Source organism: Microbacterium sp. ZW T2_14 (assembly GCF_044987405.1).
In the GTDB taxonomy this organism is placed as follows: domain Bacteria; phylum Actinomycetota; class Actinomycetes; order Actinomycetales; family Microbacteriaceae; genus Microbacterium.
On the sequence record NZ_JBJDRK010000021.1, the window covers coordinates 22,808 to 41,152 of the forward strand.

Below are 18,345 nucleotides of genomic sequence, written 5' to 3' on the forward strand. Positions count from 1 at the left end.
CGCTCTCACTTGAGGAAGTAGATGACGAGGAAGAGGGCGATCCAGACGACGTCGACGAAGTGCCAGTAGTACGACACGACGATCGAGGAGGTCATCTCCTTGCGCCCGAAGTTCTTGACGGCGTACGCGCGACCGATCACCAGGAGGAAGGCGATGAGGCCGCCGGTGACGTGAAGGGCGTGGAACCCGGTGGTGAGGTAGAACGCCGACGCGTAGGAGTTCGCGCTGATCGGCATGCCCTCGGTGACGAGCTGGGCGTACTCCCACACCTGGCCCGAGACGAAGATCGCGCCGAGCGCGAAGGTGAGCCAGAACCACTCGACCATGCCCCAGCCGAGCCAGCCGCGCTTCTTCAGCGAGTAGGGCTGGAAGCGCTCGGCGGCGAACACGCCCATCTGGCAGGTCACGGAGGACAGCACGAGGATGATCGTGTTGGCCGTCGCGTAGGGGATGTTCAGCAGCTGCGTCTCCTGCGCCCACAGTTCGGGCGAGGTGCTGCGCAGGGTGAAGTAGATCGCGAACAGGCCCGCGAAGAACATCACCTCGCTGCCGAGCCACACGATGGTTCCGACAGCAACCGGATCCGGCCGCTTGACGGACCGCATGGCCTGGGAGTAGGTCGCTGTCGAGGTCGTCACGCTCCCCATTATGGCCGATTCAGGGCCGCGATTTTCGCATCGGAGGGCATGTCTTCGGCCGTGCGGGAACTTAGGGGAGCCTAAGAGGACGCTGCGACTCTGCCGTGAACACGTGGTGAAGACGCAGAATCGCACGAGGCGGGACGCCGTGTCACGAAAACGTTCCGATTCCTGCGCGCGGCTAGGCTTCTCGGTTATGGCGGAGCTGTACAACTGGCCGGGGATCCTCACCACGCTGCTCGAGCGGCGCGACCTCAGCGTCTCGGAGTCGACGTGGGCGATGCGCCAGATCATGTCGGGCAGCGCGACGCCGTCCCAGCTGGGCGGATTCCTGGTCGCCCTGCGCGCCAAGGGGGAGACCGTCGACGAGATCGTCGGCTTCCGCGACGCGATCCTCGAGGCGGCGCTGCCGCTCCCCGTGGACGCCGCGGTGCTCGACATCGTCGGCACCGGGGGCGATCGCTTCGGCACGGTCAACGTCTCGACGATGGCGGCGCTCGTGGCCGCGGCATCCGGAATCCCCGTCGTCAAGCACGGCAACCGGGCCGCCAGCTCGTCGTCGGGCTCGTCGGACGTGCTGGGCGCGCTCGGCATCGACCTCGCCCTGTCACCGGACGCGGTGGCCGAGACCCTCTCGCGGGCGGGCATCACGTTCGCGTTCGCCGCGGCGTTCCACCCCGGCTTCAAGCACGCCGGCGCGACGCGGAGCGAACTCGGCGTGCCGACGGTGTTCAATTTCCTCGGACCGCTGTGCAACCCTGCCCGCGCGGAGGCGAACGCCGTGGGCGTCGCGCACCTGGACAGGGTGCCGCTCATCACCGGCGTGTTCCAGACGCGTGGTGCGACAGCGCTGGTCTTCCGCGGCGACGACGGCCTCGACGAGCTCACCACGACCGGACACAGCCGGCTGTGGGAGGTGAGCCGCGGCGACATCCATGAGCACGACCTCGACCCCCGCGATCTCGGCATTCCGCTGGCCGACATCGACGACCTCCTCGGCGGTGACCCCGCCCACAATGCCGCTGTCGTGCACCGTGTGCTCGGCGGCGAGCAGGGGGCGGTGCGCGACATCGTGCTGCTGAACGCGGCGGCGGGGATCGTCGCCTACCGGCTGTTCCGCAACGCCGCGGAGGTGCAGCGGCCGATTCTCGAGCGCCTCGCCGAGGCGCGCGACGACGCCGCCGCGGCGATCGACTCGGGTGCGGCCACCGCCACCCTCGAGCGCTGGGTGCAGGCGACGAAGGCGCTCGCGGGCTGAGGCCGGCTCGGCGTCGCACGGCGCGCTCTCTTCCGCCGGACCGGCGGGCGCCGATAGCGTGTGCCACGACGCACCCGTGAACGAGGAGAACCCATGAGCGTGGAAGAGCCCCGCACCGCCGACGTGATCGAGCCCCCCGAGAAGAAGGTCGGCCTCGTGAAGGCGATCGGCATCCTCGGGATCGTGGGCGGCATCCTGCTGATCCTCGTCGGCGTGATCGCATGGATCGGCGTCACGAATCAGCTGACGGCCGAGAACATCACGATCCCCGACGACGCGGCCGCATTCCAGGGTCAGCAGGTGACCGGCCCGTTCACCGCGTTCGTGCAGGCCGACATCATCAACCACCACGCCCTCGAGGCATCCGGCGGCAAGACCTACGCCGAGCTCGACCAGGACGACCCGGTGCGTGCGACGGTGATGCAGGCATCCTTCCTGCGCGCCTCGCTGTTCACCTCGGTCGTCGCGTACGGCGTCGCGCTGTTCGCGGCCGGTATGGGCGTGCTCGCCATCCTCTTCGGCTGGGCGATCCACCGCCTCGCGAGCGTGCCGGTGGTGATCAAGAGGGCGAACGTCGTCTGACCAGGCGGCCACACACCCCGTGAACCCCCACGACGCCCTCACCGAGATCGCGACGCTTCTCGAGCGGGAGCGATCGTCGCGGTACAAGTCGAAGGCCTTCCGGGCGGCCGCGGACGCCATCGCGGGGCTCAGTGACGCAGAGCTGCGCGATTCCGCCGCGCTGCGCCGGCGCAAGGGCATCGGAGAATCCACGTTCGCGGTGATCCAGCAGGCGCTGGCGGGCGACGTTCCGGGCTACCTGGTCGATCTGCGCGAGCGCGCCGGTGTGCAGCGCGCCTCGACGCTGCGCCCCCTCCTGCGGGGAGACCTGCATGCCCACAGCGACTGGTCCGACGGCCTGACCTCCATCGACCTCATGGTCGAGGCCGCCCGTGCGCTCGGCCACGAGTACCTCGCGCTCACCGACCACTCGCCGCGGCTGCGCGTGGCGAACGGGCTCTCGTCGGAACGGCTGGGCGCGCAGCTCGATGTGGTCGCCGGAATGAGCGGCGACGGCTTCACGCTGCTGTCGGGGATCGAGGTCGACATCCTGGAGGACGGGTCGCTGGACCAGGAGCCCGACATGCTCGATCGGCTGGACGTGGTCGTGGCCTCCGCCCACTCGAAGCTGCGGATGGAGCGCGGGCCGATGACGCGACGGCTGGTGGCGGCGGTGTCGGATCCGCACACCGACGTGCTCGGCCACGTCACCGGACGGCTCGTCGAGGGCTCTCGCGGCACGAGGCCGCCGTCGACGTTCGACGCGCGGGCCGTGTTCGAGGCGTGCGAAGCGCACGGCGTGGCGGTCGAGATCAACTCCCGGCCCGAGCGTCAGGACCCGCCCGATGAGCTGATGGCCCTCGCGCTGGAGATCGGATGCCTCTTCTCGATCGATTCGGACGCGCATGCGCCCGGGCAGCTGTCGCTGCTCGACTACGGCGCGGAGCGGGCCGAGCGGCTGGGAGTGCCACCGGAGCGGATCGTGACGACCTGGCCGCTGTCGCGGCTGCGAGAGTGGACCGGACGCGACAGCTGACCGCCCGAGCGATCCGGGCCGTCGCCGCCGCGCCCGGTCGGCGTCACTGCGCCGCGTTGGCGCGGAGCACCTCCAGTCGCGCGCGGTACTCGGTCTCGTCGATGTCGCCCTGCGCGAAGCGCTCGGCGAGGGTGGTCTCGGCCCGGCGCGCCGGCGTCCGCCCGTAGGGGCCGTAGCCGTTCTCGGCGGCATTGCGGCGCCAGCGACGCCCGAAGAGGCCGAACAGGAGGGCGATGAGCCCGATCCAGAACAGCGGGATCAGCAGGAACCACCATCCGAAGCCCCAGGGGCCGATGGGGTGCGCGGCGACGATCCCTGAGCCGGCATCGAGTGCGGTGGCGAGTGCAGTGGACATGCGGGGTTCCTCTCTCGGGCCGGCCGCGCCGGATGGGCGACCGGATGCCTCGAGTCAACGCGGGACGCGGCATCCGCGAATCTGCCCAGGGGAGTGATTCCGACTGCTCTTGCGGGAGTACCCGTGCTCTATGCCGGCCCGGAGCCGACCAGACCGGACTCGTACGCGACGATCACGAGGCGCACCCGATCGCGTGCGCCGAGCTTCTGCATGATTCGCGAGACGTGGGTCTTCGCCGTGAGGGGCGAGAGGAAAAGGCGGGCGCCGATCTCGTCGTTGGTCAGTCCCTCGGCGACCAGTCGCAGCACCTCCACCTCGCGCTCGGTGAGCGGCGCGAGGAGCTGCGGATCGGCGACCGCGCGCAACTGGGGCGCCACGCGATCGAGCAGCGTCCGGGTGACGCCGGGGGAGAGCAGTGCATCGCCGGCGGCGACGGCCCGGACGGCCCGGATGAGCTCCGCGGGCTCAGTGTCTTTCACGAGGAATCCGCTCGCTCCGGCGAGCACCGCGCGGACCACGTACTCGTCGAGCTCGAACGTCGTCACGATGACCACGCGAACGCCTGCCAGCGCGGGGTCCGCGGCGATCCGCTCTGCCGCCCACAGCCCGTCGCCGTCGGGCATGCGGATGTCGACAAGGGCGACGTCGACGGGAGTGTCGCGGAGAGCCGTCAAGAGCTGCTGTCCACTGGATGCCTCGGCGACGACCTCGATGTCGGGTTCGGAGTCGAGCAGGGCGCGGAAGCCGCCCCGCACGAGCTGGTGGTCGTCGGCCAAGGCGACGCGGATCATGCCGCACCCCGCCACGGAAGACGGGCCACGACAGTGGTGCCGCGCGGGCCGCTCTCGACCGTCAGCCGCCCGCCCGCGAGCTCGGCGCGCTCGCGCATTCCCCGCAGACCGCCGCGCTCGGCAGCGGTCGCGGGGATGCCGGCGCCGTCGTCCGTGACGGTGAGCACGAGGTCGCCCCCGTCATGGGCGATGCCGTCGTGTGCGACGCCCTCCGGCTCCACGGTCTCGCGCTCCACGGTCTCGCGCTCCACGGTCTCGCGTTCCACGGTTACCGTCGCGTTCGACGCCGCGGAGTGGCGCACGACGTTCGTGAGCGCCTCCTGCGCGATGCGGTACGCGGTGGTCTGCACCGCACTGGGCGGCGCGTCGCCGCCCAGGCGGTCGTCGAGCACCACCTCGAGCCCGAGTCCCCTGCGGGCGGCGACCAGAGCGGGCAGCTGCGCGAGCTGGGGCTGCGGCGTGAGCGGCGCGGTGTCAGGCGCGCCGGTCTCGTCTCCCCGCAGGAACGCGAGCACACCGCGGACCTCGTCGAGTCCGGTCGCGCTCAGGCCGCGGATGTTCGCGAGCGCCTCGCGCGCACGCTCGGGCTCCCGATCGAACAGGTGCAGTCCCACACCGGACTGCACCGCGATCTGGCTCAGCGAGTGGGCGAGCACGTCGTGCAGCTCGCGAGCGATGCGCGTGCGCTCCTCCTGCTCGACGGTGCGGCGGCGGGCCGCGAGCTGCGTGCGGCGCTCCTCGGCGCCCCGCCGGCGGGCGCGTACTCCCTCGCCGATCACGAAGCACAGGGCGAGGCCGACCGTCGCGAGCGCGATGCGAGCGGGGTGCCAGTCGACCCCGACGAACTCGGCGCCCACCACCACCGCGAGCCACACGGCACCGACCGACACGAGCGCCCACACGCGGGCGCCGCGTACGACAGCACCGACGATCGCGAACACGAGCGCGACCGGCGGTGGCCCGCCGAACGGCGCGATCAGGAGGTCGGCGCCGGCGAGCACCGCGACGGCGGCGACAGTCGGACCCGGCAGGCGACGCGCCGCCAGGAGGACCAGAGCGGATGCCGCGGCCAGCACGACGCTCGTCACAGCCGAGGCGAGCGGGACGCGCTGCCACCACGACAGGGCGATGGTGCCCGGCACCTGCACGAAGAAGGAGACGAACACCGGGACCAGCAGGACGACCGCGGCGGGCGGCCGGTACCGCGGCCAGGCGTCGTCCGCCGGCACGGTGCGGCCCTCGGGGTGGCCGAGGGGAGGCCGCGTCGCGGGGTCGTCGCGCGCGGGCCGGATCATGCGCCCGATGCTACGCCGCGGGCCTCTGTGAGGAATCTGACCGCGGGAGCCCTCGCCGTACTCCCGCGGGAGTACGGCGACCGGGTGGGCCTGCGCGGGCGTCAGACGATGACCGGGTTGGACGGCGACGGGGCCAGACGGAGACGGGGTGGGACGGCGACGCGGTCAGACGGCGTCGAGCGCGTCGATGATGCGGGTCATCGCCGTGCCGAGCGCCCACCGCTCGGCGAGGGCCGCGGCATCCGTCTTCGCCTGGTCCGCGAGCGGACGCAGGCGGGCATCGGGCACCTCCAGCGGCAGGTCGCGGACGACGGCCACCACCTGCGGCGCGACGGCGAGATACGGCAGCCCGGCGAGCACCTTCGACCGAACGCCCGCCGTCATCCCCTCGCCCTGCTCGGCCGCCGCGATGATCCCGGAGAGATCGCCGAACGTCGCCAGCAGGCCGGCCGCCGTCTTCTCGCCGATGCCGGCGACGCCCGGGAGGCCGTCGGACGAGTCGCCCCGCAGGGTCGCGAAGTCGGCGTACTGCGACGGCAGCACACCGTACTTGGCGACGACCGATGCGTCGGTCAGCACCTCGAGGTTGCTCATGCCGCGCGCGGTGTAGATCACCCGCACGTCGCGCGCGTCGTCGACGAGCTGGAACAGGTCCCGGTCGCCGGTGATGATGTCGACGGGCATGGTGGCGGTGCTCGCCAGCGTGCCGATGACGTCGTCGGCCTCGTGCTCGGCGGCGCCGACGATGCGGATGCCCAGTGTGTCGAGCGCCTCGCGGATGACGGGCACCTGCACCTCGAGCGGATCGGGCACCTCCTCGACGTCGGGGCCGACGGCCACCACTTCGGCGACGCGGTGCGTCTTGTAGGTGGGGATGAGGTCGACGCGCCATTGCGGCCGCCAGTCGTCGTCCCAGCACGCCACGAGGTGCGTCGGCCGGTACGTCGTCACGAGCCGCGTGATGATGTCGAGGAATCCGCGGACCGCGTTGACGGGCGTGCCGTCGGGGGCGCGGACCGTGTCGGGCACGCCGTAGAACGCGCGGAAGTAGAGGGATGCGGAATCGAGCAGCATCAGGCGGTCGGTCACGCGTTCATCCTGGCATGCGGCTCCGACCCGCGCGGCGGCGGAACGCGACACCCGCCGTTCACCTGCGCGACGGATGCCGGTCGCACGGCGGGACCCGTCGCGTTCACGTATCGCGCCCACCGTGGGGAGACAGCAGTGAGCCGTCCGTGGCGGCACGGCTGGGAGAGGAGGCGTCATGGGTCGCGAAGACGTGCTGGCCTGGGTGGAGTCGCCCCTGCAGCTGATCGGCGCCGCAGAGTGGGCCGCCGCCCACCGGACCACCGTGCCCGTCGCCGGGCGCCTGACGCCGCAGATCTCCGCGACGGCCGACGAGCTGCTCGCACGCGGCGCGCGCTTCGGCGAGCTCGAGCCCTACCTCGGCATCCCGTGGAACCTGCTCGCCCGGCATGGCCACTGGCTCGTGGGGGACGGGTTCTCGGGCCAGTTCCGCCTCGCCGCCGCCGTACTCCGGCCGCACCGCATCACGTTCCTCGACGACGGGGCGTACGCGATCGCCTACGCCGACGCGCTCCTCGGTCGCCGCGCCTACGCCCGCCCGCACGTCGCAGAGCGGGGTCTGACCACGCTCGTCGCCCCCTTCGCGGCCGAACTCGTCCACCGCCGGGCCACGGCCCGGAACGTCGAGATGTTCACCGCGTTCGACCTGGGCCCCGACCGCCTCGAGGCTCTCGTCGACCGCGGGTTCGGCATCCGTCGCCATGACTTCTCGTGGACGCGTGCCTCCGCGCCCGCCGCGGCCACGCTGGGCCGGCGGATCGTGCTCGGCAGCGCACTGCCGGTCGACGGGCGCATGATGCTGGTCGACTACATGCGGTGGGTGACGGATGCCGCGGCCGGCGGTGCCGTGTACCTCCCGCACCGCCGCGAGACGGCGGAGCAGCTGGATGCGGTCGCGACGGTGCCCGGGCTGCGGATCCACCAGACCGGGCTGCCGGTGGAACTCGTGCTGGCCGGGGCGCGGCATCCGCTCGACGTGCGCACGCTGCCGTCCAGCACCACGACGACCCTCCCGCTGGTGCTCGCGGGGACCGGCGCGACGGTGTTCACCGATGTCGTCGGGCGGAACGGGCGGGCACGCCCCTCGGCACGGACGGCAGCCGCATGAGCGAGGTGGTGGCGATCATCCCGGCGCGCGGCGGCTCGAAGGGCATCCCGCGCAAGAACCTGCAGCGGGTCGGCGGAGTGCCGCTCGTCGCACGCGCGATCGAGGCCGCCCGCCGGTGCCCCGCGCTCGACAGGGTCGTGGTGACGACCGACGACGCCGAGATCGCGGCGGTCGCCGCCGAATGGGGCGCGGAGGTCGTCGATCGGCCCGTGGACCTCTCGGGCGACGAGGCGCGCAGCGAGACGGCACTGCTGCACGCGCTCGAGACCCTCGAAGCGCGCAAGCTCGACGTGAGCGTGGTCGCCTTCCTGCAGGCCACCTCGCCGTTCATCGACGTCGAGGCACTCACCGCCGCGGTGCAGCTCGTGCGCTCGCGACGCCGCGACAGCGTCTTCTCGGCGGTCGAGACATACGGGTTCCTGTGGGAGAAGGGACTCGGCGGGGCCGCCGAGCCTGTCAACCACGAGATCGATGTGCGCCCGCGCCGGCAGGACCGCGAGCCGCACTATCTCGAGACCGGCGCGTTCTACGTCGTGCGTGCCGCGGGCTTCCGCGCGGCCGAGCACCGGTTCTTCGGCAGCGTCGGCATCGCCGAGGTCGACCCCCGCACGGCGATCGAGATCGACAGCCCGCACGAGCTGGAGCTCGCACGGCGCCTCGCTCCGCTCGTCGACGGGGGCGCGCGTGACCGCGCGATCTCCGTGGACGCAGTGGTGACGGACTTCGACGGCGTCCACACCGATGACACCGTGCGCGTGGACCAGAACGGCCTCGAGTCGGTGACGGTGAGCCGATCGGACGGCATGGGGGTCTCGCTGCTGCGGGCCGCCGGCATCCCCTTCCTCATCCTCTCGACGGAGTCCAACCCCGTGGTCGCCGCGCGTGCGCGCAAGCTGGGCGTCGATGTGCGGCAGGCCGCCGCCGACAAGGCCGCGGTGCTGCGCGAATGGGCCGCGGATCGCGGCATCCCGCTGTCGCGCATCGCCTACCTCGGCAACGACGTCAACGACCTCGCCTGCCTCGAGCTCGTCGGGTGGCCCGTCGCGGTGCCCGATGCCCACCCGCTCGTCCTGTCCGCCGCACGCACCGTGCTCGACAGCCCAGGAGGCGAGGGCGCCGTGCGCGATCTCGCGGAACGCGTGCTCGCCGGGGCCTCGTCGGCGGCCACGGGGGCGCCGCGAGCCGGCGAACCGGCCGGGCGAGGCGCAGCAACCGATCACCCCACCGCACCACTGGAGGCCTCATGACCGTCACCATCGGATCCCGCGTCATCGGCGGCGGACGCCCCGCGTACGTCATCGCCGAGATCGGGCTGAACCACAACGGCGACGTCGAGCTCGCCAAGCGGCTCATCGACGTCGCCGCGGACGCCGGTGCCGACGCCGTGAAGTTCCAGAAGCGCACGCCCGAGATCGCCACCCCCGAGCACATGCGCGACATCCCGCGCGACACCCCCTGGGGACGCATGACCTACCTCGAGTACCGCCACCGTGTCGAGTTCGACCGCGATCAGTACATCGAGATCTCCGACCACGCGCTGCTGCGCGGACTCGAATGGTTCGCGTCGCCCTGGGACGTGCCGAGCGTCGCCTTCCTCGAGGACCTCGGCGTCGTCGCCCACAAGGTCGCCTCGGCGTCGCTGACCGACGTCCAGCTGCTCGAGGCGCTGCGGGACACGGGCAAGCCGGTCATCCTGTCGACCGGCATGTCGACGAGCGAGCAGATCGATGCGGCCATCGAGGTGCTGGGCACCGATCGCCTCGTGCTGATGCATGCCACCTCGACGTACCCGATGGAGCCGGAGGAGGCGAACATCCGCATGATCCCGGCCCTGCGCGATCGCTACCCCGGGGTGCCGGTGGGCTATTCGGGCCACGAACGGGGCCTGCAGATCTCGCTCGCCGCCGTCGCACTCGGCGCCGTGGCGGTGGAGCGGCACGTCACCCTCGACCGCACGATGTGGGGCTCGGACCACGCCGCATCGCTCGAGCCGGCAGGGCTTCAGCACCTGGTGCGCGACATCCGCGTCATCGAGGCGGCGCTGGGCGACGGCGTCAAGCGCGTGTACCCCGGTGAGCTCGCGCCCATGGCGAAGCTGCGCCGCGTTCCCGCGTGAGGCCGCCTGCGGACGGCGACGGCAGGCTGCGCGTCGTCGCGATCGCCGACACCGACTCGTATGTGAAGTGGTCGGCGGCGCTCCTCGGCGGGCTGATGGCCGGCGGCACGGGGGAGCGGTGGGATGCCGCGCTGCTGGTGCTCGAGACGCCCCTGGTGGTGAGCGACGGCCAGCTCGCCTCGGCGCTCAGCGGCAGCGGCCTGCCGCGGGATCGGGTGGAGCGGATCGCGTACAGCCGGCTGATCGCACGGCTGACGGAGCTGCGGGCCGACGTCGTCGTCATCGGGGCGCGCGGACCACTGGTGCGCGTGCTCGCCCGCGACATCGCCGCCGTGCCGGAGCGGCCGGTCGTCGTGACGGGACTGCCCGGCATCTCGATCCCGGCGACGCGCCGGGCCGTCGTCTACCGGCTGCAGTGCGACCTGTTCGTCGTGCATTCTCGGCGCGAGGTGCGGGAGTTCCGGGCGCTGTCGGCGCGCACCGGGTACGCGCACCGCTACGCCCTGGCCACCCTGCCCTTCGCGCGGGGCGCCCGGTTGGCGGGGTCGGGCACCGCGGCGAGCGCCGAAGACGGCGGCGACCTCGTGTTCGCCGCGCAGGCGAAGGTCCCGGCGGAGCGAGCGGACCGCCTGGCCGTGGCGCGGATGCTGGTGCGCGCCGCGGAGGCGGACCCGTCGCGGCGCGTCGTGGTCAAGCTCCGCGCCGCGACCGGCGAGCATCAGACGCACGTGGAGCAGGACGGCTACCCCGAGCTGCTCGCCTCACTCGGCACGCTGCCACCGAACCTCGTCACCTCGACGGCGCCGATGCGGAAGGCGCTCGCGACCGCGGAGGGCCTCGTCACGGTCAGCTCCACCGCCGCGATCGAGGCGATCGCCCGCGGCATCCCCGTCATCGCGCTCGACACGTACGGCGTCTCGCCGCAGCTCATCAACGAGACCCTCGCCGACGCCGATCTGCTCGCGGGCGAGGCGGACGTCGTCGCGCGCCGGTTCCGGCATCCGGATCCGGAGTGGCTCGACGAGAACTACTTCCACCCGCCCGAGGACGACGACTGGACCGACCAGGTGGCGGATCTCGCGGCCCAGCGGTCGGCCGGCCGGCTGCCCCGGCGGACCGGCTTCGTGCGGCGCGGCGGCGCGCTGCGCGACGCATGGGAGCGGCGGATCGCCCTCGGGCGCGCCGACACCTCGGCGGCCGGCGCCCTCGCGTATGCGGTGGGCGTGCCGCTGCGCGGCGTCGCGCGTCTGCTGCACCGGGTGCGCCGCGTCGTCGCGGGGGAGGCTCAGCAGCCGGGGCCGGTCGGATCCTCGACGCAGGTCCGATCGACCAGCGCGGTGCGCACCTCGACGACGCGCACGTCGTAGCCCGCCGCCTGGGCGCGGACCACGCCGGCCACCGGTCGCCACGTTCCGCTGCCGAAGTCGACGGATGCCGCGTACTCGACGGTGACCGACACCGGGTAGGTGCCGCGGTCGCGGTAGGCGTGGCTGGTGGGCGTGGGGGTGAACTGCCCCTGCCCGAGAGCCGTCCACGACGACCCGCCGGTGGCCGCGCGCGTGGTCGTGCCGTCGCCGTTGTCGAACACGTACGCCACCGGGACGAAGCGCACCGTGACGTCCCAGCCGAGGACCGTGCCCGGAATGCGCTCTTCGGATGCCGCCGCCAGCAGGTTCGTCGGCATGCCGACGACGCCGAACCCGGCCGGCTCGCCCGCGAGCGTCGGAGGTGTCGGACGGAAGGAGGCGAGGTCGGCGAGCGTCACGTCGGGCGCGGCATCGGTGGCGACGGTGAAGCCGCCGCAGCGGTTCATCGGGCCGCAGTCGCGGGGTGAGGGGGGTGGGGCTGGATGATTGACGCCATTTCTTGGGTCCGGCGCGCTGGCATTTCCGGTGGCTCCCTCCCGCGTTTCATTGCCGGAAACGACGACTTCATCCTCCGTCGCATAGGAACAGAGGCCAGCTTGCAACTGTGAAGCAGTGCATCCCGTGGCGTGACCAGTTCCGCCCATCGGCATGAGCGTGATCGCCAGTGCAGTGAGTGCCGTAAGAATCAACATGTCTGGTCGTCCGCCACGGCACTGCTGGAAATGGCCAAACCACCCTCAACGTCCACGAACTCCACACTCAATCCCAACAGGCTGGGGCGGTCGCTCGGCGTCACATCGGTACCCTCGTCATCGACAACCCGCGACGCCCCGACATCCAGGCAGACCATTGCGGTGACGTCACCGAAATCCGCTGACGTTTCCTTTCCAACGAACCTTGAGACAGTTGCGGTTCCGACGATGGCGCGATTCTGCTCTTCAAGCAGGCGCTGAGTCTCGAGTTCTGAGTCCAGGGCTGAGCCGACCAGGAAGTCGGTCGGTACGGGGTCGGCCATCGGGTCCGCGTGCCACTGGTTCAGCGCGTCCACGTATGCCCGGTAGGTCGCCTCCGCGGCCGCGAACGCCTCCTCCTCGGAGGAGAACGCGGGCGTCGGTGTCGGCTCCGGCGGCTCCGGCGTGGTGCAGCCCGCGAGCGCCAGCACCAGGAGGGCGCTGAGCGCCGCTGCCGTGATCCGAGTCCTCACGCCCCCAAGGTAACCGGTGGTGCCGACCCGCCGACCGAGTTATCCACAGTCCTGCGAGCGGGCCGACGAGCGAGCCGGCGATCGCGCCCGGGGGTTGCGGATCGCCGGCTCCGGGCGGGTCCGGTGGGACCGCCCCTCGTGCCCTTCGGGGAGGGCACGAGGAGTGGTCCCGGCGAACCGTCGCCCTGGGTACGCGAGCGAGATCGGGAGCTCGCTGCGCGATGGACCAAGGTTCCGCACCACACCTGGGAGATCCCTATCGCCGGCCCGCATGAACGCCCCACGCCGGCCGTGCAGCCGCTGTGCTGCAACGAAGTGGTCGGCCCCGACATCCCGGTGCCGGCTACCGCGGGGTGTTGACACGCGGGCGTATCCTCATGCGATGACCACCGCCGCGAGCCGCACCGAGCTGCGAGCGCTCCTGGACGAGCTGCACGACGCCGCGACGGCGCGCGTCGTGGCCATCGACGAGAACCTGGCCGAACTGCGCGCCGACCGTCGCGGCGACGTCGCCGACGACGAGCACGATCCCGAGGGCGTGACGCTGTCGGGCGAATGGTCCCGCGCGATTGCGCTCGAAGAGGCCGCGCGCCGCGAGATCGTCGAGATCGACGAGGCCGTCCGTCGCTGGGAGGACGGCACTTACGGCATCTGCGTGGACTGCGGCCGCGGCATCCCCATCGCGCGTCTGCGTGCACGCCCGTTCGCGACCCGCTGCGTGACGTGCGCGGAGAAGGCCGGCGTCTGACGTGTCGTTCGGTGCCGCGGCCTCGCGCGCCGCGCCGGAGGGCTTCCCGCGCGTCGCGGACGGTGATGCCTGCCCGTGCGGCAGCGGGGCGCGCTTCGACGGATGCTGCGCCCCCGCGCTGCGCGGATCCCCGCCGTCGACCGCTGAGGCGCTGATGCGGTCGCGCTACACGGCGTTCGTCGTCGGCGACGAGCGGTACCTGGAGGAGACATGGCATCCAGGGACGCGCCCGGACGAGCTGGTCCTGGACGCCGCCCAGCGATGGACGGGACTCGAGATCGTGGATGTCGATGCGGGCGCGGAGGGCGACACGCGCGGGGTGGTGGAGTTCCGGGCGACCTGGCGCCACGGAGGCGAAACGGGCGCACTGCATGAACGCAGCCGGTTCCTGCGACGAAGCGGACGCTGGTGGTACCTGGACGGCGAGATCCGCCCGTCCTGAGCGGCCCTCGGCCATGTGCCGCGCCGATAGCGTGACAGGCATGACCACTCAGGCTGAGAAAGCACAGACCCTCGCCCGGCTGCACGCCGCGCCCGAGATCCTCCGCGTCGTGAACGTCTGGGACGCCGTGTCGGCCCGCGCCGTCGCCGCCCTTCCCGAGACCCGCGCCATCGCGACGGCGGGCCACGCGATCGCCGCGACGTTCGGCTATCCCGACGGCGAGATCCCCCTCGACATCACCCTGGACATGCTGGGCCGGATCGTGGAGGCCGCGGGCGATCTTCCCGTCACGAGCGACCTCGACGGCGGGTACGGCGACGCCGGTGAGACGGTGCGGCGGGCGATCGGCAAGGGTGTCGTGGGTGCGAACGTCGAGGACCGGCTGCGGCCGCTGGACGAGGCGGTGGCGGACGTCGATGCGATCGTCGCCGCCGGCGCCGCCGAAGGCGTGCCCTTCGTCCTGAACGCCCGCACCGACGCCTTCGTCCGGGCGGGCAAGCGCCCTGTCGAGGAATCGATCGCCGACGCCATCGAACGCGGCCGCGCGTACCTGGCCGCCGGCGCCGACCTGGTGTTCGTGCCGGGCATCCTCGATGCCGACATCACCCGGCGCCTGGTCGAGGGCATCGGCGAGCGCAAGATCAGCGTCATCGGTCTGCCCGGTGCGCTGACCGCGGGGGAGTACGAGGCTCTCGGCGTCGCTCGTGTCTCCTACGGCCCGCTGCCGCAGCGCGTCGCGCTCACCGCGCTGCAGGACGTCGCCGCCGACCTCTACCGCGACGGCGTGATCCCGGCATCCACGCGCGCCCTCAACTGAGCTCTGCGCACACGGCGGCGATCGTGCGATCGTCGCGTCCGGCCCGCGGGAATCCCCGCGGGCCGGACGCTGTTGAGGCCGGCATGGAGCCCGCAGCCGTCGACGTCATCGTGATCGGCGGGGGACAGGCGGGCCTCTCGGCCGCCTACCACCTGCAGCGCCGCGGCTTCGTGCCGCTGCGGCGGGCGACCGGCGCGGAGCCGACGTTCCTGGTCCTGGATGCTGCGCCCCGTGCCGGCGGCGCATGGCAGCACCGGTGGCCGTCCCTCAGGATGGCCACGGTCAACGGCATCCACGAACTGCCCGGGTTCGCTGTTCCGCCGGCCGATCCGCGTGCGGCGAGCCGCGACATCCTGCCGTCGTACTTCGCCGACTACGAGGCGCTCTTCGCGCTGGACGTGCTCAGGCCCGTGAACGTCACAGCAGTGCGCCGTGCCGACGACGACCCGCACGGGAGGCTGCTGGTCGAGTCCGATCGAGGACGCTGGTCGGCGCGGTTCGTCATCAATGCCACCGGCACATGGACCAGGCCGTTCTGGCCGCACTATCCCGGACAGGAGCGCTTCCGCGGCCGGCAGCTGCACGTCGCCGACTACGGCTCGGCGGAGGAATTCCGCGGACAGCGCGTCGTCGTCGTCGGCGCCGGCGTCTCGGCCGTGCAGCTGCTCGATGAGATCTCCCACGTCGCCGAGACGTTCTGGGTGACGCGGCGGGAGCCGGAGTGGGTCGAGGCCGACTTCGACATCCCGGCGCGCGTGGCCGCGATCGCGGGCGTCGAGGACCGCGTGCGCCGCGGCCTGCCCCCGGGGAGCGTCATCTCGGTGACCGGCATGCACTGGACGCCCTGGGCGCGGGCTGCCCAGGCGCGCGGGGTGCTGGTGCGGCATCCGATGTTCGCCTCGATCGAGGAGGACGGCGTGCGGATGCCGGACGGCTCGTTCGAGCCGGCCGATGCGATCCTGTGGGCGACCGGGTTCCGGCCCGCTCTCGACCACCTGGCCCCGCTGCGCCTGCGCACGCCGGAGGGCGGCTTCCGCGTGGAGAACGGGCGCTCGATCGACGAGCCGCGCCTCTTCCTCATCGGCTACGGCCCCTCGCAGTCGACGGTCGGTGCCAATCGCGCCGGTCGCGACGCCGTCCGCGCGATCATGGCCGACCAGCGCGCATCGTCGTCGGCACTCGCCCCAGATGCCCCAGTCGCTCCCGAACCGGTCGCCGCGGACACGCTGGACGAGCTGGTCGCCTGATGCGCGGCGACCCGACCGCGGCTAGCGTGGGTCGTGCGACGGAAGGAGCCCCCATGGCGCGCATCCTGATCTTCGGCGGACACGGCAAGGTCGCCCTGCTCCTCGAGCCCCTGCTCGTCGCGCAGGGCCACACCGTGACCGCCGTCATCCGCGAATCCGCACAGGAGGCGGAGGTCGCCGCGACCGGGGCGCAGCCGGTGGTCGCCGACGTCGAGATCCTCGATCTCGACCAGCTGACGAACCTCATCGCGGGCAACGACGTCGTGGTGTGGTCGGCCGGCGCGGGCGGCGGCAGCCCCTCGCGCACGTACGCCGTGGACCGCGACGCCGCCGTGCGCTCGATGGACGCGGCGGCCGCAGCCGGCGCGCTGCGCTACGTCATGGTGTCGTGGATCGGCTCGCGCGCCGACCACGGTGTCGCCGCGGACTCGTCGTTCTTCCCGTACGCCGACGCCAAGTGGGCGGCCGACGCGCATCTCGCCGGCAGCGCGCTGGACTGGACGATCCTGGCGCCCGGCACGCTCACCCTCGATCCGCCGAGCGGCCGCATCGCGCTCGATCCGGTGGACGACGGGGCGGTATCGCGCGCGGACGTGGCGGCGGTGATCGCCGCGACGATCGCCGACGACAGCACCATCGGGCGCACGATCAGGTTCGGCGGCGGCGGCGAGCCGATCGGCCACGCGATCGCGGGCTGAGCCTCAGTCGTCGCTCGAGTGCAGCCCGCGCCGCACCGACAGAAGGGTGACCTCCGGACGCTCCGCGACGAGCCGTTCGGCGTGGTCCAGCACGTCGCGCACGTGCGTCGCGTCCGCGGCGACGATCGACACGCCGATGCCCGCCCGCCGGTGCAGATCGTGCTCGCCGACCTCGGCGGCCGCCACCTCGGTGCGCCGGCTGAGCTCGGCGATGATCGGTCGCAGCACGCTGCGCTTCTCCTTCAACGAGCGGGTGTCGCCGAGCAGCAGGTCGAACTCCATCCACCCGATCCACATGGCTCCATGGTGCCACCGCTGAGGGAGGACCCTCGGGTTACCCTCAAGGCGCGTCGCTGGTCGACGCGCGGGCGGCGATCCAGCCGCCGCAGGATGGCGACGCGCCCGCGCGCCTGCGCACACATCGCCCCCCGTGCGGTAGAACAGCAGAAGTCGAAGGGAACCCCGGACCGTGAAGCTCGTGAAGCGCATCGTCGTCGTGCTCGTCATCGCGTTCGCGGCGTTCTACCTCATCACCCGCCCGCACGATGCGGCGAATGCGGTGCAGGGCGCCATCGGCGCCGTCTGGGGCGCCGGCGCCGCCGTGGTCGACTTCTTCATGGCTCTCGCCGCGGGCTGAGCATGTTCGATCCGCGGATCGACAAGCACCTGATCACCGATCAGGGCGAGCACGTCGTCGACGAAGTCCGCAAGCACTGGGCCGCCACGGTATCGGCGGTGCTCGAGATGTTCGGCGGCATCGTCGTCCTCCTCTTCGCGTTCTTCGTGCCCGCCCAGGCGTGGTGGGTGCCGGCGCTCCTCGGCGCCGCGGTGACCGGCCACGCGATCTGGCGGTACTTCGAACAGCACACCGACCGCTTCGTGATCACCAACATGCGCGTGTTCCGCGTGCACGGCATCCTCTCCCAGCGCATCGCGACCATGCCCCTCGCGCGCATCCTCGACATCTCCGTCTACAAGCCGGTCGTGGGACGGATCTTCGGATACGGCCACTTCGTCTTCGAGTCGGCGGCGCAGGAGCAGGGGCTCCGCGAGATCCGCTACGTGGGCGATCCGGACGAGCGCGGACTCACGATCCAGCGGGTCATCCAGCAGGCCGGCCTCCGCGGCGCGGCAGGACGGGCGGATCAGTTCGGCGGCGCGCACATCGTGCCGCCGATGGCCCCCCAGCCGGAGGTGTCCGTCACCACGACCGAGGTGCGCCGGGACGACAACCCCACGGCGCCGGTGCCGGAGGTGCGGCCGGTGGCGACCTCGTCCGGATGGGACTGGCTCGCTGACGCCCAGCGCCGCGAGGACGAGCGGCTCGCACAGCTGCGGGGGGAGCCCGCGTCGGACGGCGAGGCGCCCTTCGATCCCGACCGCACGAACACCGCGCCGATCCAGCTGCCCCGCTGAGCGCACTGCGCAGCGTCCCGGCCAGGGCCGTGCGGCACCCGCGGCGCGGCCCGCAATGGCGCCGATTCCGGGTCCCGCGGGAACATCGCGGGCGACCCGCGCGTTCTGTTACCCTGGAGTGTCACTCGTGTGGCTGTTTCGCCACGCTCAGGTCCCGGTTCG

At 72.2% G+C, this 18,345-nt stretch carries 22 protein-coding genes; 14 read left to right on the plus strand and 8 right to left on the minus strand.

Going from position 1 to position 18,345, the window contains the following annotated elements; genetic code table 11:
- Positions 1 to 5: 5 nt before the first annotated feature.
- Complete coding sequence (locus tag ACI3KY_RS09075) at positions 6 to 647, minus strand: heme-copper oxidase subunit III (protein ID WP_404929847.1); 642 nt, start codon at positions 645 to 647, stop codon at positions 6 to 8.
- Positions 648 to 834: 187 nt separating this feature from the next.
- Here ACI3KY_RS09075 and trpD point away from each other — a divergent pair, with 187 nt between their 5' ends.
- The 3 genes from trpD (at position 835) to ACI3KY_RS09090 (ending at position 3,493) form a co-directional block, all read left to right on the plus strand.
- A complete protein-coding gene (gene trpD, locus ACI3KY_RS09080) occupies positions 835 to 1,896 on the plus strand; it encodes an anthranilate phosphoribosyltransferase (RefSeq protein ID WP_404929848.1) in 1,062 nt (353 codons plus the stop codon).
- Positions 1,897 to 1,989: 93 nt separating this feature from the next.
- A complete protein-coding gene (locus ACI3KY_RS09085; protein WP_404929849.1) occupies positions 1,990 to 2,478 on the plus strand; it encodes an aromatic ring-opening dioxygenase LigA in 489 nt (162 codons plus the stop codon).
- A gap of 19 nt (positions 2,479 to 2,497) precedes the next feature.
- A complete protein-coding gene (locus ACI3KY_RS09090) occupies positions 2,498 to 3,493 on the plus strand; it encodes a PHP domain-containing protein (protein ID WP_404929850.1) in 996 nt (331 codons plus the stop codon).
- A gap of 43 nt (positions 3,494 to 3,536) precedes the next feature.
- On the opposite strand, the gene ACI3KY_RS09095 is transcribed toward ACI3KY_RS09090, so the two are convergent.
- The 4 genes from ACI3KY_RS09095 to ACI3KY_RS09110 form a co-directional block, all read right to left on the minus strand.
- Positions 3,537 to 3,848, minus strand: a complete 312-nt coding sequence (locus ACI3KY_RS09095) for an SHOCT domain-containing protein (protein ID WP_404929851.1) — start codon at positions 3,846 to 3,848, stop codon at positions 3,537 to 3,539.
- 128 nt (positions 3,849 to 3,976) lie between these two features.
- The gene (locus ACI3KY_RS09100; RefSeq protein WP_404929852.1) at positions 3,977 to 4,639 is read right to left on the minus strand and encodes a response regulator; all 663 of its coding nucleotides are present in this window, start codon (positions 4,637 to 4,639) and stop codon (positions 3,977 to 3,979) included.
- The gene (locus ACI3KY_RS09105; protein WP_404929853.1) at positions 4,636 to 5,934 is read right to left on the minus strand and encodes a sensor histidine kinase; all 1,299 of its coding nucleotides are present in this window, start codon (positions 5,932 to 5,934) and stop codon (positions 4,636 to 4,638) included. Before ACI3KY_RS09105 ends, ACI3KY_RS09100 begins: the two co-directional genes overlap by 4 nt.
- 165 nt (positions 5,935 to 6,099) lie before the next feature.
- The gene (locus ACI3KY_RS09110; RefSeq protein ID WP_404929854.1) at positions 6,100 to 7,023 is read right to left on the minus strand and encodes a 5'-3' exonuclease H3TH domain-containing protein; all 924 of its coding nucleotides are present in this window, start codon (positions 7,021 to 7,023) and stop codon (positions 6,100 to 6,102) included.
- A 175-nt stretch (positions 7,024 to 7,198) separates the two neighbouring features.
- Here ACI3KY_RS09110 and ACI3KY_RS09115 point away from each other — a divergent pair, with 175 nt between their 5' ends.
- From ACI3KY_RS09115 to ACI3KY_RS09130, 4 genes are read left to right on the plus strand one after another with little or no spacing between them, the layout of a single operon-like run.
- The gene (locus ACI3KY_RS09115; RefSeq protein WP_404929855.1) at positions 7,199 to 8,128 is read left to right on the plus strand and encodes a hypothetical protein; all 930 of its coding nucleotides are present in this window, start codon (positions 7,199 to 7,201) and stop codon (positions 8,126 to 8,128) included.
- Positions 8,125 to 9,375 (plus strand): cytidylyltransferase domain-containing protein, encoded by a 1,251-nt coding sequence (locus tag ACI3KY_RS09120; RefSeq protein ID WP_404929856.1) that lies wholly within the window; start codon positions 8,125 to 8,127, stop codon positions 9,373 to 9,375. The genes ACI3KY_RS09115 and ACI3KY_RS09120 overlap by 4 nt, the downstream gene beginning before the upstream one ends.
- Positions 9,372 to 10,244, plus strand: a complete 873-nt coding sequence (locus ACI3KY_RS09125) for an N-acetylneuraminate synthase family protein (protein WP_404929857.1) — start codon at positions 9,372 to 9,374, stop codon at positions 10,242 to 10,244. Before ACI3KY_RS09120 ends, ACI3KY_RS09125 begins: the two co-directional genes overlap by 4 nt.
- The gene (locus ACI3KY_RS09130; RefSeq protein WP_404929858.1) at positions 10,241 to 11,611 is read left to right on the plus strand and encodes a DUF6716 putative glycosyltransferase; all 1,371 of its coding nucleotides are present in this window, start codon (positions 10,241 to 10,243) and stop codon (positions 11,609 to 11,611) included. Before ACI3KY_RS09125 ends, ACI3KY_RS09130 begins: the two co-directional genes overlap by 4 nt.
- Here the strand turns inward: ACI3KY_RS09130 and ACI3KY_RS09135 are convergent.
- Positions 11,530 to 12,057 carry a hypothetical protein gene (locus ACI3KY_RS09135; RefSeq protein WP_404929859.1) on the minus strand — a complete coding sequence of 176 codons (528 nt, stop codon included), beginning with the start codon at positions 12,055 to 12,057 and terminating at the stop codon, positions 11,530 to 11,532. The two genes, ACI3KY_RS09130 and ACI3KY_RS09135, sit on opposite strands and share 82 nt — an antisense overlap.
- A 239-nt stretch (positions 12,058 to 12,296) precedes the next feature.
- The gene (locus ACI3KY_RS09140; protein WP_404929860.1) at positions 12,297 to 12,815 is read right to left on the minus strand and encodes a hypothetical protein; all 519 of its coding nucleotides are present in this window, start codon (positions 12,813 to 12,815) and stop codon (positions 12,297 to 12,299) included.
- Positions 12,816 to 13,197: 382 nt separating this feature from the next.
- Here ACI3KY_RS09140 and ACI3KY_RS09145 point away from each other — a divergent pair, with 382 nt between their 5' ends.
- The 5 genes from ACI3KY_RS09145 to ACI3KY_RS09165 all read left to right on the plus strand — a co-directional run bounded on the left by ACI3KY_RS09145 (position 13,198) and on the right by ACI3KY_RS09165 (position 16,767).
- A complete protein-coding gene (locus tag ACI3KY_RS09145) occupies positions 13,198 to 13,563 on the plus strand; it encodes a TraR/DksA family transcriptional regulator (protein ID WP_404929861.1) in 366 nt (121 codons plus the stop codon).
- A 1-nt stretch (position 13,564) separates the two neighbouring features.
- The gene (locus ACI3KY_RS09150) at positions 13,565 to 14,005 is read left to right on the plus strand and encodes a YchJ family protein (RefSeq protein WP_404929862.1); all 441 of its coding nucleotides are present in this window, start codon (positions 13,565 to 13,567) and stop codon (positions 14,003 to 14,005) included.
- A gap of 40 nt (positions 14,006 to 14,045) precedes the next feature.
- Entirely contained in the window at positions 14,046 to 14,822 is a 777-nt protein-coding gene (locus tag ACI3KY_RS09155) for an isocitrate lyase/phosphoenolpyruvate mutase family protein (protein ID WP_404929863.1), read from the plus strand.
- Positions 14,823 to 14,905: 83 nt separating this feature from the next.
- Positions 14,906 to 16,069, plus strand: coding sequence for an NAD(P)-binding domain-containing protein (locus tag ACI3KY_RS09160; RefSeq protein WP_404929864.1), 1,164 nt, complete (start codon positions 14,906 to 14,908; stop codon positions 16,067 to 16,069).
- A 53-nt stretch (positions 16,070 to 16,122) separates the two neighbouring features.
- On the plus strand, positions 16,123 to 16,767 hold the full coding sequence (locus tag ACI3KY_RS09165) for an SDR family oxidoreductase (protein ID WP_404929865.1): 645 nt from the start codon (positions 16,123 to 16,125) through the stop codon (positions 16,765 to 16,767).
- Positions 16,768 to 16,770: 3 nt separating this feature from the next.
- On the opposite strand, the gene ACI3KY_RS09170 is transcribed toward ACI3KY_RS09165, so the two are convergent.
- Positions 16,771 to 17,064 (minus strand): DUF503 domain-containing protein, encoded by a 294-nt coding sequence (locus ACI3KY_RS09170; RefSeq protein ID WP_404929866.1) that lies wholly within the window; start codon positions 17,062 to 17,064, stop codon positions 16,771 to 16,773.
- A 172-nt stretch (positions 17,065 to 17,236) separates the two neighbouring features.
- Here ACI3KY_RS09170 and ACI3KY_RS09175 point away from each other — a divergent pair, with 172 nt between their 5' ends.
- Together ACI3KY_RS09175 and ACI3KY_RS09180 are read left to right on the plus strand one after the other, a co-directional pair.
- Positions 17,237 to 17,404, plus strand: a complete 168-nt coding sequence (locus ACI3KY_RS09175) for a hypothetical protein (protein ID WP_194415721.1) — start codon at positions 17,237 to 17,239, stop codon at positions 17,402 to 17,404.
- Positions 17,405 to 17,406: 2 nt separating this feature from the next.
- Complete coding sequence (locus tag ACI3KY_RS09180; protein ID WP_404929867.1) at positions 17,407 to 18,183, plus strand: PH domain-containing protein; 777 nt, start codon at positions 17,407 to 17,409, stop codon at positions 18,181 to 18,183.
- The last annotated feature ends 162 nt before the right edge of the window (positions 18,184 to 18,345 follow it).